Here is a 13,734-nt window from a genome sequence, read left to right as displayed (position 1 = left end):
TTTACCGTCAGCTTGCATTCCTACATTTGACCCCCATATTTCCTACAGAACTTTCTTGAGCCGCCTACAACCCAAGTAATACAGGCCCTGTGAAGATCCATGCAAAAGCCAGAAACATATGGCTGCTGGTCAGACACACCTGTCCTGTTCAATATGGCGCGCGTGCAATCCACAAACGGGAATTCCCACTATGCAACGTTTTCTAAGCATCGCTTTGGCGCTGGTCATCGGGCTCACCATGAGCCTGGATGCCAGCGCCGCGCGTTTCGGCGGCGGCAAGAGCTTCGGCTCGGCGCCAAGCCACCAGGCGCGTCAGACAGCCCCTTCCGCTCCTGCTGCTGCACCTAATGCCGCCGGTCGTCCTGCGCCTGCTGCAGGCGGTGCTTCCAAATGGCTGGGTCCGCTGGCCGGTATCGCCGCCGGTGGTCTGCTGGCGTCCATGTTCATGGGCGGCGGCTTCCAGGGCATGCAGTTCTTCGACATCCTGATCCTGGCGGTCATCGCCTTCGTGATCTTCCGTTTCATCGCGGCGCGTCGACGCAAACAGCAGCCGCATATGGCTCCAGCCGGTGCGCCTTACCAGCGTGAAATCATCCAGCAGCCAGCGCAGAACACCAACTCGATGTTCGGCGGCTCGCCTGCTGCTGCCACGCGCCCTGTCATCAACGCTCCGGCCTGGTTCAACGAAGAGCGCTTCCTTGAGGCTGCACGTACGCACTTCCAGTCGCTGCAGCAGCACTGGGACGCGAACGAGATGGACAAGATCGCAGAGTTCGTGACCCCGCAAATGCTGCAGTTCCTGAAAAAGGAACGTGCTGATCTGGGCGACGGCTTCCAGTCGACCTACATCGACAATCTGACCGTGCAACTGGACGGGCTGGATGATCGCGCCGACAAGACCATCGCAACCCTGACCTTTACCGGCGTCTCGAAAACGTCACGTTTCGATCAGGGTGAAGTGTTCAGCGAAAGCTGGAACATGGAACGCGCCCCAGGCGACAATCAGCCTTGGCTGGTGGCAGGTATCCGCCAGAACGGCTGAAACTCTGCAGCACTGCTCTAGTCAAAACCCCGGACGCGTTCCGGGGTTTTGTTTTTTGTGCCTTGCAGTTAATTTTGGTGATCTCTTGAACTACTGTATAAACCGCGCAAATCGTTAGAGGATCCACGTCGTGGAAGAAGTCATCGAACAACTCCGTGAAGCCAATGAGCCTGTCCCCGTCCCGCTTGAGTTACCGGACGAAGATCAGCTCGTCGAAATCGAAGAGCAGCTGTTCATCAACATTCCCTTTGTCTTCAAAGAATTTCTGCTGACCGTCAGCGACGTTGTTTACGGCGGCCTGGAGCCGGTGACCGTCGCCGACCCGCACTCCCACACCTACCTGCCTGAAGTGGCTGCCAATGCGTGGGACATCGGCGTTCCGCGTGAGCTGATCCCGATCTGCCAGGATGGCGAGGATTACTACTGCGTCGAAGAAGACGGCACCGTAGTGCTGTGGTCCGGCGAAGAAGAACTCGTCACCGAAGAGAACTGGGAATCGGTATGGCACTGGGCGCGGGACGTCTGGCTCGAAAGCTGAGACATCCGCGCGTCAGCGAGCCTTCGCGATCAATGCTCCGAAGGCTCCTGATGATTGTCCAGCGTTTCCAGCAGCGCGATCTGCATGCATGTATGGACGCGGATAAACCAGCGCCATAACACTCCCGCTACGACCGCCGCGACCAGCAGAATCAACACTAGCCACTCGCTGGTCGGGAGCATGCTGGCCGACAGCAACACGATGAGCAGGAAAATCACGATCAGCGCCAATAACGGGATCACTTCGGCGATCACTCGTCTCACGCGTTCGGTATGCCGGCCAGCTATTTCCGGCTTGACGCTCATCTGCGCCAGCAGCATCGATAACGCTTTGAGCTTGCGATAAGCGGCTATCATGAATGGCAGCGACACTAGCAGCGAAGCGCCCCAGACCCACGCCTTCTGCTGACCCACTTCAGTGATCCACTCACTGATATATCCGCCAATGCGTTCGGCAGAATAAGCACCACAGAAGAAAATCGCCACCACCAGTGCCAGATTGACGCCCACCTGCAGCAGGATTCTGCGAATCATCGACGCCAGCAACGCGCCCTGCCCCTGCGGCTGAATGCTGCGCAGCCATTCCCCGTACAGGCCGAAAACCCTAGCCGTGCGCGTAGGCACGATCCTCGCGAGCGAGTGGATAAAGGATCAGCAGCACGAATCAGGTAAGGAGTCAGCAGCGTAGTGATCGCGGACACCGCCACAGCGACGGGATAAAGGAAATCGCTGGTCACCTGCAATGTCATCCCGAGCGCCGCGATGATGAAAGAAAACTCACCAATCTGTGACAGCCCCATGCCCACGCGCAGTGAGGTCTTGCCATCGTTACCTGCGATAAAGGCTCCCACGCCGCAGGAGAGCATCTTGCCCAGCACCACAGCCACCGTGATCACTGCAATGGGCCAAGCGTAATCGAGCACGATCTTTGGATCGATCAACAGCCCGATGGCCACGAAGAAAATGGCGCTGAACATGTCGCGAATAGGTTCGATAAGGTGCTCGATCTTCACCAGTTGCCTGGATTCGGCCATGATCGCGCCGATCAGGAAAGCACCTAGCACCATGCTGTATTCCAATCTGACCACCAGCAGGCAGAAGCCAAAGCACAAGCCGAGCACCGTGATCAGCAGCATCTCGTTGCTCTCGAATTTCGCCACGTAAGCCAGCACGCGCGGCACCAAGAGAATGCCAATGACCAGCGCGACGATCATGAACAAAGACAACTTGCCCACCGTGGCAAACACTTCGCCGGAGCTGACCGTGCCACTGACCGCCATGCCCGACAGCAGCGCGATGATGCCGATCCCGAGAATGTCTTCGACGATCAGCACGCCGAAGATCAGCTGGGCGAAGCGCTGGTTTTTCATCTTCAGGTCATTGAGCGCTTTGACGATGATGGTGGTGGAGGAGATCGCCAGAATCGCGCCAAGGAACAGCGAGTCCATCGTGCTCCAGCCAAAGATCTGACCGACTTCATAGCCGATCCAGATCATCAGCATGATTTCCAGAAACGCCGCGATGAAGGCTGTGGCGCCGACCTTGAACAGCTTGCGCAGGCTGAACTCCAGCCCCAGGCAAAACATCAGAAAGATCACGCCCAGTTCAGCGAGAATCTTGATGGTGTCTTCGTCATGGATCAGGCCGAAGGGCGGGGTGTGCGGTCCGATGATGAATCCGGCGGCGATGTAGCCAAGTACCACAGGTTGCTTGAGGCGGTGGAACAGTACAGTCACCACGCCGGCCACCAGCATGATGATTGCCAGATCTTGAATGAAACTGATGGCATGCATGGCGCGGCTCCGGTGGCGACTCAACGGTGCGCGTTCATGCTGAAAGAGAACCCGATGTAGTGGGAAGAATCGCCAACTGAGCCGGAAAATTCTTAGCGGAACGCAAGAAATACCCCATCCGAGGGTTTTCGCAGGTACCACCGCACAAAAGCAGATAAAGCCGGTGCAATATATGGAAACAGATCGCGGTCAGGCGTGACGGCAGCTCCACTGCCAGCGTCCCGATATCATTGGCTCTGATTGCCGAATCTACCTTTAAGCACCCACTCAAGGTGCCCATTGACTAACAAACCGTGAGCACGCTATGGAACCCGGAAACGCCCAGCTGTCGATGACTGTATTGATGACCCCGGACATGGCCAACTTTTCTGGCAACGTGCACGGCGGCACCCTTCTTAAATACCTGGATGAAGTCGCCTATGCCTGCGCAAGCCGTTATGCCGGCCGTTATGTGGTGACGCTGTCGGTGGATCAGGTAATTTTCCGCGAGCCCATCCATGTCGGCGAGTTGGTGACGTTCCTGGCGTCGGTAAATTACACCGGCAACACCTCGATGGAGGTCGGCATCAAAGTGGTGACCGAGAACATCCGCGAGCGCTCGGTGCGTCACACCAACAGCTGCTTTTTCACCATGGTGGCGGTTGACGATCAGCGCAAACCGGCGAGCGTGCCACCGCTGACGCCGGCAACCGGCGAAGACAAGCGTCGGTATGTGCAAGCGCAGCAGCGGCGCCAGATTCGCCAGGAGCTGGAAAAACGCTATCGCGAAATCCGCGAAGACGGGATTTGATGCCGCGCCAAACCGTTTACGCCTGAAAAGCCTATGGCGGCGTAATGTATTCCCTCGACGGAAATGCGTTCTAACCTGTGGCAGCGGAGTCATCCGTGATCGGCCGGCACCTCCGATACAAATCCTGTGCCTGGAGAACCGCATCGCGAATGAACCCGCTCCACAGGGAGGAGTGCTCGGACCTTACAATCGTACCGCTTCGAACTTCACTCGGGGATGCGCAATCCGGTCCTGCGCTCTGACCAATTCAAGCTCGTAACTGCCGCACGCCTGAGTCTCGAGCAGCACTTCATGCACAGCAGAGGCCGTAAACTCGAAAGCGCTGCGCAAATCCTCACCCAGCAAAACCTTGGACAGGAACAACCCGGAGGTCAGGTCGCCCACACCTACGGGCTGACGCGGGAAGGCCAATAGCGGTCGGCGCAGGTGCCAGCTTTCATGCTCGGTCACCAACAGCATCTCAAAGCCGTCGGCAGGTTTTCCCGGGTAGTCCAGATGCTTGACGATGATCGCCCTGGGCCCCCGGGCCAGCAACGCGCGCGCCATGGCCAGGCAATCGAGCAACGAACTCGGCTTGCGCCCCGAAAAACTGTCCAGTTCCAGTTGATTGGGGCAAAGGAAGTCCGCTACGGCGGCCGCTTCCAGCAACAGAAAATCACTGACTTCCTGCGGCACGATGCAGCCCTTTTCCGGGTGCCCCATCACCGGGTCGCACAGGTAAAGGGCCCGCGGGTTGGCGCGCTTGATCTGCGCAACTGCCGTCAAAATCGCCCGTCCCTGCGCCGCGCTACCCAGATAACCCGAGAGCACCGCGTCGCAGTGACCCAGTTCACCAATCGCTGCAATCCCTTCGACCAACGCCGAAATCTGCTGTGGCGCCAGCACCTCGCCCGACCAGTGGCCGTATTGAGTGTGATTTGAGAACTGAACGGTATTCAGCGGCCAGACATTGATGCCGATACGCTGCATAGGGAACACGGTCGCACTGTTGCCAGCGTGACCGAAGACCACGTGAGACTGGATTGCGAGTAAATGAGGCGAACGTTTCATGACAGGTTCCTGAAGCCGGGAACGCACAGTAGTGGCGAAGCCGGACGAAGTGAAGCGAAATTAAACGACCGGGCTATGGCTGTCGGCGACCTGACGCAGTTAAGCTGGACACCTTCTGTTGGAGCTCTCTTTCGATGCTGACCCTGGGCAATATATTCGTCCTGATGCTGCTGGCGACCGCTGGCGCCTGGCTGTGGCATTCCCACGGTCTGCGCGAAAGGGCGCTGGAGCGCGTCAAACAGCACTGCGCCAAACTCGATCTCGAATTGCTCGACGGTAATGTCGCGCTGCGTCGTATCACGTTCAAGCGGGACAACGAAGGGCGCAAGCGTCTGGCACGCGTCTACAACTTCGAATTCACCGTGACCGGCGAGCAGCGCCATCCCGGCACCATCACTATGTTTGGCGCTCACACGGCCCAGATCGAATTGGCGCCTTACCCGTTCGAGATCAAGAATCCCAAGCCGACTGCGGAGATCATCCAGCTCAACGAATGGCGCCAGGAGCATAACAAGTGGAAGCAGTGATCAGTTGCGACTAGGCCGACTGGCCGAGACACGCCGCAAGCTGCGCGCTTAACCGCGCCTCGTCCTGAGGCTCGGCAAAAATCAGCTCCAGACGCGAATCCCGGCGCCATTCACTGGGGTTGAAGACTATCTCGCCGCTATCCAGCGCATTGCCCGACACCCAGCCCGTTGGGCTGTGGATAACCAGCTTGGCGCGGCGCCAGTCCAGACCCAGCAGCCATTCGCCGATTTTCTCTGCGTCAAATACCCGGTCCGGGTGCCAGCGCCACCCGATGCTCCAGCCTTCGGGTTGACTCTGGCTCAGGCAGATCGGCGTTGACCGATCGACCCAGACCGACGGCAGTTCGGCCAACGTCTTCGGCGCAACAAAGTTATCCACACCTTCTGTGCCGTGTGTATCGATGCCCGGAAGTTGGTCCAGCGTCAGTACGCCTGATTCAGTCCAGTGCAGCGCTCGAGAAGGAAGCCTCTCGGTAATGGCCTGTCGCTGTGCCTGATCCAGTTCCGAGGATTTATTGAGCACCAGCAAACCCGCCTCCGCTGTCGCTTGCTGCTGGGTCTGTGACAGCGCCTTGCCAGACGCCAGCGCCTGGGCGTCGAGCACGACAACGCTAGGCTGAACCGCGAGTACGCCAATCCACGGCGCCTCGTGTAATTGCGCTAACAGTTGCACCGGGTGGCCGAGACCAGAGGGTTCGATGAACAACCGATCCGGCCGGGCCTTGCGCAACAGACGCCCCAGTCCGACCTGGAATGGCGCGCCGTTGACACAGCACAGGCAGCCCCCGGCCACTTCGCCAAGTGCGATACCATCGGCGGCCGTGGTGAGCAACACCGCGTCCAGGCCGATCAGACCGAATTCATTGATCAGAATCGCCCAACGTTCGCTCGCGGGTTTCTGCGTCAACAAGTATTTGATCAGGCTGGTCTTGCCAGCACCCAAAGGGCCAGCAATGACATGGGTGGGAATGTTCTGCAGCATGTCCGGCCATTCTTGAACGTCGCTCCCGAAACGAGCGCAGACGGAGGTAACAATGCGAGTAACCTGGGTACCCGCGCGGCTGGCGTTGGTGCTGTTGGCCGCAACGGTAAGTCAGGCGTGGGCTGAATCCTGCGTCGTCCAGAGCCACGCTGAGCGCCTCGACGTGAAGGTCTGTCAGGAGAATCTCACGATCCCGCCGGACTTGTTCCACGACGGCTTCTGCAAACCTCAGCTCAAGGACCAGAAGGTCGAAGTGACCTACATGGATCAATGTCCCTCGGGGTCGTTTGGGCAATGCAGCAACGCACAAGTCGCCAATATGCCCTATCGGCAGAACATTCACTATTACGGCGTAGCTAGCGACGCGGCGTTTCTCAAACCCTTCTGCGAACAGCAGAGCAAGGGCGTATGGAAGACGCAATGACTCTGGCTACCTGACAGCTACCCCCCGTGCGAGCGGATTCATTTGTTAGAGGTATGTACAGGCAACATATCTACACTGTCTGAAGTTTTCGCCAATGAATTCGCCCGCCCCCAAGTGGATGACCGTTGGTACTACGCCACCTCAGCGTGCCAGTCGCCAAACGGATCGTGCATCTGGCTCCACCCTTTGACCCCGATCGCCATCTCTTCATCCATCAGCAGGCAATTATCCAGATCGGCTGTCAGCTGCGTAAAGTCGATGTTCTGGCCGATGAATACCAGCTCCTGCCGACAGTCGCCGGTCTGGGCCAGCCAGCTGCGCATGACCACCTGAGTGCTTTCTTCGTCCTGCGGCCACTGCGCCTTGGGCACGAAACGCCACCAGCGACCGGCAAACCCATGCCGCATCAACCCCCCCGCCTGAGACCAACTGCCAGCGTCCTGATGCTTGCTCGCCAGCCAAAAGAAGCCCTTGGAGCGCAGCAGCTTGCCATTGGTCCAGGGCTGATTGATGAAGTCGAAAAAGCGCTGCGGATGAAAAGGTCGGCGTGCGCGATAGGCGGTCGACGCAATGCCGTACTCCTCGCTTTCCGGGGTGTGCTCGCCGCGCAGTTCCTTCAACCAACCGGGCGCCTGAGCCGCGCGTTCGAAGTCAAAACGGCCAGTGTCGAGAATCTTGTCCAGCGGCACAGCGCCCATCACCATCGGCAGGATCTCGGCCTGGCTGTTGAGTTTTTTGAGAATCGCCATCAGCTCCAGGCGTTCGCTGCTGCCAATCAGATCGATCTTGCTGATGAGGATGACGTCCGCGAACTCGACCTGCTCGATCAACAGGTCGGTAATGGAGCGCTCATCCTCTTCCCCCAGCGTTTCGCCACGGGTGTCCAGACTCTCGGCGGCCTGATAGTCCTGAAGAAAATTGAGCCCGTCCACCACCGTGACCATGGTGTCAAGCCGCGCGATATCGGCCAGACTCTGCCCAGCCGCGTCGCGAAAGGTGAAGGTCTCAGCGACAGGCAGCGGCTCGGAAATGCCGGTGGACTCAATCAGCAGGTAATCGAAGCGTCCATCGTTGGCCAGGCGACTGACCTCTTCAAGCAAATCTTCGCGCAGGGTGCAGCAGATGCAGCCGTTGCTCATTTCGATGAGCCTTTCTTCGGCACGGTTGAGGCTGACGTCACGCTGCACCTCACTGCCGTCTATATTGATTTCGCTCATGTCGTTGACGATGACGGCGACACGCAGGTTTTCGCGGTTGCGCAACACATGGTTGAGCAACGTGCTTTTGCCCGCACCGAGAAAGCCAGAGAGGACAGTAACAGGGAGGCGGTTCATGGGGGCCTCATCAGATAGCAGGTTCAAGTGGCATATACGTTATATTATAACAATACAAATCTGCAAATGCTTTTTACAAGGTTCGCTTGTCTCTTGCAGGTTTTGCGTCTGTCGCCGCCCAGGTCCAAAGCTGCGACTGTAGGAGCCCACAGTCACGGCGTTTAGCTCGCATTATCGGCGTCGTATCAAACCAGTACCTGCTGCTCTGCCGCTTTCTGCTCCTGCCGCCAGGCGAGGAACGATCCCGCTGGTGGATTGCGCTCGAAATACTGCTTCATCCCGTCGAACAGCCCATCTGCCACGGCCTGCTGATGCCGTGCTGTCACCAGGCGCTGGCTGTCTCGGGTATTGGAGATGAATCCCGTCTCAACCAGAATCGACGGCACATCCGGCGATTTCAGCACTGCGAATCCAGCCTGTTCCACGCGTTTCTGGTGCAAGGTGGTGATGCCTTCCAGGCTACCCAGCACGGTGTGACCGAGCTGCAGGCTTGCGGCAATCGTCGCGTTCATCGACATATCAAGGATCACGCCCGCCAGCATCGGGTCTTTGTCCTTGAGGTTGAGCAGGCTGGTCGCGCCGATCAGGTCAGCGCCGTTTTCACGCTGGGCCATGAAGCGGGCCGTTGCCGAGGTCGCACCGTTTTCCGACAACGCAAACACCGAAGCCCCAGACGCCGTCAGCCTTGGCGCAGCATCGGCGTGAACCGAGATGAACATGTCGGCGTTGCACTTGCGGGCGATATCGACGCGTTTACGCAGGGGCACGAAAAAGTCGTCGTTGCGCACCAGACGCACATCGAAGCCTTTCTCACGCTTAAGCCGCTTGGCCAGTAATTGTGCAATGGACAGCACAACATCTTTCTCGCGCTCGCCTTTGGAGCCAATTGCACCCGGGTCCTTGCCGCCATGACCGGCGTCCACCACGACCATGATGTCGCGCTTGAAGCGGGTTTTCTCAAGTGCGGGCGCGGGCGGTTCTTTCATCGGAACGCCAGGCGCCGCCGCCAACTGCACGGGCACATGAGGCACGACGTCATGTCCAAGGTCCAGCACAAGACGACTGCCCTGCGCGCCTTCCGGTCCGAGGAGGAAGCTGTTGAGCTGCACAGGTGATGCGAGGTCCAGAACGATACGCGTGTCGCCCTGCCCAAAGTGCCCGGAACGAATAGCCTTGATCGGGGTGTTATCCAGTGCTAATTGGCTGAAGTTGCCTTCCAGACGAGCCCCACTGACGTCGATGATGATGCGTTCAGGCGCACTCAGGGTGAAGGTTTTGTACTGCACCGGCCCGCTGAGGTCAAAGACCAGTCGCAGCTTGTTGTCGGAACGCCATAATCGCGCGTTACGAATCTGCGTGGCATTGACAGAGAAAGGGAGCGCGAAAGCGGCGCTGGCCAAAAGCATGTTGAGCAGCATTTGACGTCGGTGCATGGCACGTTCCGAAAAAAAGTGAGCATCCTGGCCCGGATAGACATGACATTGTTAGTAACAATATAACATGCCGTCCGAGCCGCAAAGATGAAGCTTTTTACAGGAACTCCGGCAACTTTACGCCGTAAAACAAGGGGTAACGACAAGCACCTCACGTGAAACAGGAGCGTGTTCCACGTGGAACATTGATGCCTTGATGGGCGGAATCAGACGTTCGGCACCTAATGCTTTAAGTTTCTGCGCTTACTCAGGTGCGCGGTTTGACCGTTCCGCAATTCTGCCCCAGCCATACTGCCTTGGTATCCATGCTTCCATTCTGCTGCTGACCGGTAGCGTTGAACGAACCAATGACATGGGTGTTGAACTCACGATCACTGAGGAACTGCGCGGTGCCAGTACCCTGCGCACGCGGGCAGCTGAACTTGAATTTCCAGGTGGCGCCGCTACGGTCGGTAATTTGCTGGGTACAACCGGTCTTGGGATCGGTCAATGGTATCTGCTCGTTCTTCACCTGTTCAGGTGTAAGGCATACGCGCACGCCTTGGCCACCGAGGGTAATACCTTGTTTTGCCAACATTTGTTCCATCGCCGCCCTTTGCTGCGGAGCCATCATTTGCAGCTGAGCGAGCATGACCTGCATGTCCGGCATCTGCTGCCCCTCGACTTGCATGTTGCTCGAAGTCAGCTCCCATAAGCCCGGCTGCAGTACCTGAGCCTGCGCGAACGGCGCGGCCAGACAAACCATCAACGCCACTACGCGCTTTTTCATGAACCTTGTTTCCTTTGTGTTCTGATCTGTTAGTTGCGGGCCTGACGGCATACCAATTTGGCTACCGCCAAGCAATGACGCTTAGACGACAAATCCGATAACCAGTTGCAGCCACAAGAAAATAGCGACAATCCCTGCGCGCTGTGGTCTGTTAGACACCAATATGCCTCTAGCACAAGGTTAAGCATGGATTACCACAGCCCGTATTTCTTTGGCTATTTGATTGGCTTTACTCACCTGCTGGGCATCGTAGCAGCGATCCACGCATTGCTGACCGTCCGCACGGCGCAAGGCTCGATCGCCTGGGCGATGCCGCTGATTTTCATCCCCTACATCACCCTCATTCCTTATCTGGTTTTTGGCCGCAGCACGTTCGACGCTTACGTGAAGGCACGCCGTCAGGCCAACAGTGAAATGCGCAATGCCATCGCTGACTTCAACTGGAAACCCTGGATCGAGGAAGCAGTAGCAGCACGTCGCTCGGACGCCTATGAATCCCTGCGCGCCATGCCCAAGCTTGGAAGAATGCCATGCCTGGCCAATAACGAATTGAAATTGTTGATCAATGGCGACGCCACGTTCACGGCGATTTTTGACGCCATCAGAGCCGCGAAGAAGGTAGTGTTCGTCCAGTTTTTCATCATTCATGACGATGACCTCGGACGCCGGTTGCAATCGCTGCTGTTGGAAAAAGCGGCCGAAGGCGTCGAGATTTTTGTGCTGTACGACCAGATTGGCAGTCACTCGCTGCCCGCCCGCTATATCGCAAAGTTGCGTGCAGGCGGCATCCAGATCAAAGCCTTCGCCACCCGCGGCAGCTGGCTCAACCGCTTTCAGGTCAACTTCCGCAACCACCGCAAGATCGTGGTGGTAGATGGCGTCACAGGTTTTGTGGGGGGGCATAACGTAGGTGACGAATACCTGGGGCTCAAACCGCCCTTGGCGCCTTGGCGGGATACGCATGTGGCGATTGTCGGGCCGGTGGTTGCCTGTTTGCAGGAATCGTTTGCAGAGGATTGGTTCTGGGCCACCCGCGAGCTGCCGCCATTAATTTTGCCCGAGAGCTACCCGGAGGACGGCGTGCTGTGTCAGTTGCTGGCAAGCGGGCCTGCCGACTCCCAAGAGACTTGCTCGCTGTTCTTCGTCGAAGCGATTCATGCAGCGAAGGAGCGTGTGTGGATTACCACGCCGTATTTCATACCTGATGAGCCGGTGTCCGCAGCACTGCGCCTTGCGGTGTTACGAGGTGTCGACGTGCGATTGCTATTGCCCTCGCGCCCGGATCATTACACCGTGTACGCAGCGTCCAGTCTGTTCGCGTTCGAAGCGGTGCGCGCCGGGGTTCGCATTTTCCGCTACACGCCAGGCTTTCTGCATCAAAAGGTGGTGTTGGTGGACAACGAGATTTCAGCCATTGGCAGCGCCAACCTGGACAACCGCTCGTTCCGGCTGAACTTCGAACTGATGCTGCTGACAGTGGACGAAGACTTTGCAAGCCAGATCGAGGCCATGCTCAGCGATGATTTCGCGCAGGCGCACGAAATCAGCATTGACGAAAGCAAGGAAACTCCTCGTTTGCAGCAATTGGGAATGCGCGTCGCGCGGCTGATTTCACCGATTTTGTGATCCCTATGGATGCACCCTGTGGGGACGAATACATTCGCGAAAAGCTTGTAGAGCCGATCGATATGCGTCGGCAGTTCGTGCCAAGCGCAAATAAACGCTCCCACAGGGCATCCCAAAACGGGCGCAATTATGCGTACAAATCATCCCGCGTCAGGGGCAGGTCATGGCTTCCATCAACGTGAGGTTTGACCGCCAGGATCTGGTGCAGGTTGATCCAGCCCTTGGAAAATCCATACGCGCAGCCAGCCAGATAGAGCCGGAAAATCCGCAGCGCCTGCTCCGGGATCATCGCAGCCGCCGCATCCAGCCTCTCTTCCAGTCGCGCGCTCCAATGATCCAGGGTCTTGGCGTAGTGCAAACGCAAGCTTTCCACGTCGACCACTTCCAGTCCTGCTTCACTGATGACACCGCTGATCATTGCCAGGTGTGGCAACTCGCCGTTGGGAAAGACATATCGGTCGATGAAATCTCCTGCGCCGCGACCGACGGGACGGCCATCGGTGTGCTTGGCGGTGATGCCGTGGTTCATCACCAGCCCGCCCTCTTTCACCGCGCCGAACAGGCACTTGGCGTAAAGCTCGAGGTTGGCATGACCCACGTGCTCGAACATGCCTACGCTTACGATCTTGTCGAAGCGGCCGTCCTGAGGCAGGTCACGATAGTCGAGCAGCTGCAGTTCGACCTGGTCCGCCAGGCCCTCGGTCCTGACGCGCTCTTGGGACAGCGCCAACTGCTCGCGGCTCAGGGTGATACCAAACACCTTTACGCCATATTCTCGCGCGGCAAAGCGAGCCAGACCGCCCCAGCCACAGCCGACATCAAGCAAGTATTCGCCGGGCTTCAGTCGCAGCTTGCGACACAGGTGATGGAATTTGTCCCGCTGCGCCTGTTCCAGCGTCTCATTACCGGTCTTGAAGTAAGCGCAGGAATAGACCATCTCATGATCCAGCCACAGCTGGTAGAAGTCGTTGGAGAGGTCGTAATGGTAAGAGATGGACTTGGCGTCGGTCTCCTTGTCGTGCTCTGTGCGAACCGGGATGGCACCTTCATCCTCGTCCACCAGCGCTGCCGTCAACTCGTCGCAGACGCGCATGACTTCGCTGATCGAGCCTTCGAGTTCCAGGCGTCCTTCGACAAAGGCACTGCCCAGTAAATCGAGGCTGGGGTGAGTAAAATCAGACACCAGCGAGGGGTCCTTGACCACAATCGTGACGCTGGGGTCGTCCCCCAGTTCGACTTCGTTGCCATCCCAGAGTTTGAGTCGCAGTGGTAAATGAAGCTTCTGTAACGCCGGTGGAAGTTGCGCAAGCATTGAGAAAACCCCCTGATCCAGAAACACGGAAAAGGGTAGTCCAAAACCGGTTCCACACAGGAACCGTCAGGCTATCGGCTTTGTGAATGACGACGACGAACCTACTACCGGGTAC

At 57.8% G+C, this 13,734-nt stretch carries 12 protein-coding genes and 1 pseudogene; 6 read left to right on the top strand and 7 right to left on the bottom strand.

The window, feature by feature from the left end:
- Window positions 1-190: 190 nt before the first annotated feature.
- Together EC915_RS14075 and EC915_RS14070 are read left to right on the top strand one after the other, a co-directional pair.
- Complete coding sequence (locus EC915_RS14075; RefSeq protein WP_133751151.1) at window positions 191-1,042, top strand: Tim44 domain-containing protein; 852 nt, start codon at window positions 191-193, stop codon at window positions 1,040-1,042.
- 130 nt (window positions 1,043-1,172) lie between these two features.
- Window positions 1,173-1,580: an SMI1/KNR4 family protein gene (locus tag EC915_RS14070; RefSeq protein ID WP_133751150.1), complete on the top strand. Its 408-nt coding sequence runs from the start codon at window positions 1,173-1,175 to the stop codon at window positions 1,578-1,580.
- Window positions 1,581-1,609: 29 nt separating this feature from the next.
- Here the strand turns inward: EC915_RS14070 and EC915_RS14065 are convergent.
- Window positions 1,610-3,372, bottom strand: a pseudogene (locus EC915_RS14065) (cation:proton antiporter).
- A 304-nt stretch (window positions 3,373-3,676) separates the two neighbouring features.
- Here EC915_RS14065 and EC915_RS14060 point away from each other — a divergent pair.
- Complete coding sequence (locus EC915_RS14060) at window positions 3,677-4,162, top strand: acyl-CoA thioesterase (protein WP_133751149.1); 486 nt, start codon at window positions 3,677-3,679, stop codon at window positions 4,160-4,162.
- 183 nt (window positions 4,163-4,345) lie between these two features.
- On the opposite strand, the gene pdxY is transcribed toward EC915_RS14060, so the two are convergent.
- A complete protein-coding gene (gene pdxY, locus EC915_RS14055; RefSeq protein ID WP_133751148.1) occupies window positions 4,346-5,212 on the bottom strand; it encodes a pyridoxal kinase PdxY in 867 nt (288 codons plus the stop codon).
- Between the two features lie 134 nt (window positions 5,213-5,346).
- Here pdxY and EC915_RS14050 point away from each other — a divergent pair, with 134 nt between their 5' ends.
- The gene (locus EC915_RS14050) at window positions 5,347-5,739 is read left to right on the top strand and encodes a DUF3301 domain-containing protein (protein WP_133751147.1); all 393 of its coding nucleotides are present in this window, start codon (window positions 5,347-5,349) and stop codon (window positions 5,737-5,739) included.
- A 10-nt stretch (window positions 5,740-5,749) separates the two neighbouring features.
- Here EC915_RS14050 and EC915_RS14045 read toward each other — a convergent pair whose 3' ends face one another.
- Complete coding sequence (locus EC915_RS14045; RefSeq protein ID WP_133751146.1) at window positions 5,750-6,721, bottom strand: GTP-binding protein; 972 nt, start codon at window positions 6,719-6,721, stop codon at window positions 5,750-5,752.
- A 52-nt stretch (window positions 6,722-6,773) separates the two neighbouring features.
- On the opposite strand from EC915_RS14045, the gene EC915_RS14040 reads away from it, so the two are divergent.
- A complete protein-coding gene (locus EC915_RS14040) occupies window positions 6,774-7,145 on the top strand; it encodes an NADH:ubiquinone oxidoreductase (RefSeq protein ID WP_133751145.1) in 372 nt (123 codons plus the stop codon).
- A gap of 131 nt (window positions 7,146-7,276) precedes the next feature.
- On the opposite strand, the gene zigA is transcribed toward EC915_RS14040, so the two are convergent.
- The 3 genes from zigA to EC915_RS14025 form a co-directional block, all read right to left on the bottom strand.
- Window positions 7,277-8,479, bottom strand: coding sequence for a zinc metallochaperone GTPase ZigA (gene zigA, locus EC915_RS14035; RefSeq protein WP_133751144.1), 1,203 nt, complete (start codon window positions 8,477-8,479; stop codon window positions 7,277-7,279).
- Window positions 8,480-8,664: 185 nt separating this feature from the next.
- On the bottom strand, window positions 8,665-9,912 hold the full coding sequence (locus EC915_RS14030) for an N-acetylmuramoyl-L-alanine amidase (RefSeq protein ID WP_133751143.1): 1,248 nt from the start codon (window positions 9,910-9,912) through the stop codon (window positions 8,665-8,667).
- Between the two features lie 247 nt (window positions 9,913-10,159).
- A complete protein-coding gene (locus EC915_RS14025) occupies window positions 10,160-10,681 on the bottom strand; it encodes a DUF3617 domain-containing protein (RefSeq protein WP_133751142.1) in 522 nt (173 codons plus the stop codon).
- 186 nt (window positions 10,682-10,867) lie between these two features.
- Here EC915_RS14025 and cls point away from each other — a divergent pair, with 186 nt between their 5' ends.
- Window positions 10,868-12,307 carry a cardiolipin synthase gene (gene cls / locus EC915_RS14020; protein WP_133751141.1) on the top strand — a complete coding sequence of 480 codons (1,440 nt, stop codon included), beginning with the start codon at window positions 10,868-10,870 and terminating at the stop codon, window positions 12,305-12,307.
- A 127-nt stretch (window positions 12,308-12,434) separates the two neighbouring features.
- On the opposite strand, the gene cfaB is transcribed toward cls, so the two are convergent.
- Entirely contained in the window at window positions 12,435-13,619 is a 1,185-nt protein-coding gene (cfaB, locus tag EC915_RS14015; RefSeq protein ID WP_133751140.1) for a C17 cyclopropane fatty acid synthase CfaB, read from the bottom strand.
- Between the last annotated feature and the right edge of the window lie 115 nt (window positions 13,620-13,734).

Source organism: Pseudomonas sp. LP_7_YM, assembly GCF_004364435.1.
In the GTDB taxonomy this organism is placed as follows: domain Bacteria; phylum Pseudomonadota; class Gammaproteobacteria; order Pseudomonadales; family Pseudomonadaceae; genus Aquipseudomonas.
The sequence above is the reverse complement of the archived record's forward strand: the minus strand, read 5'-3'. Positions and strand labels throughout refer to the sequence as shown.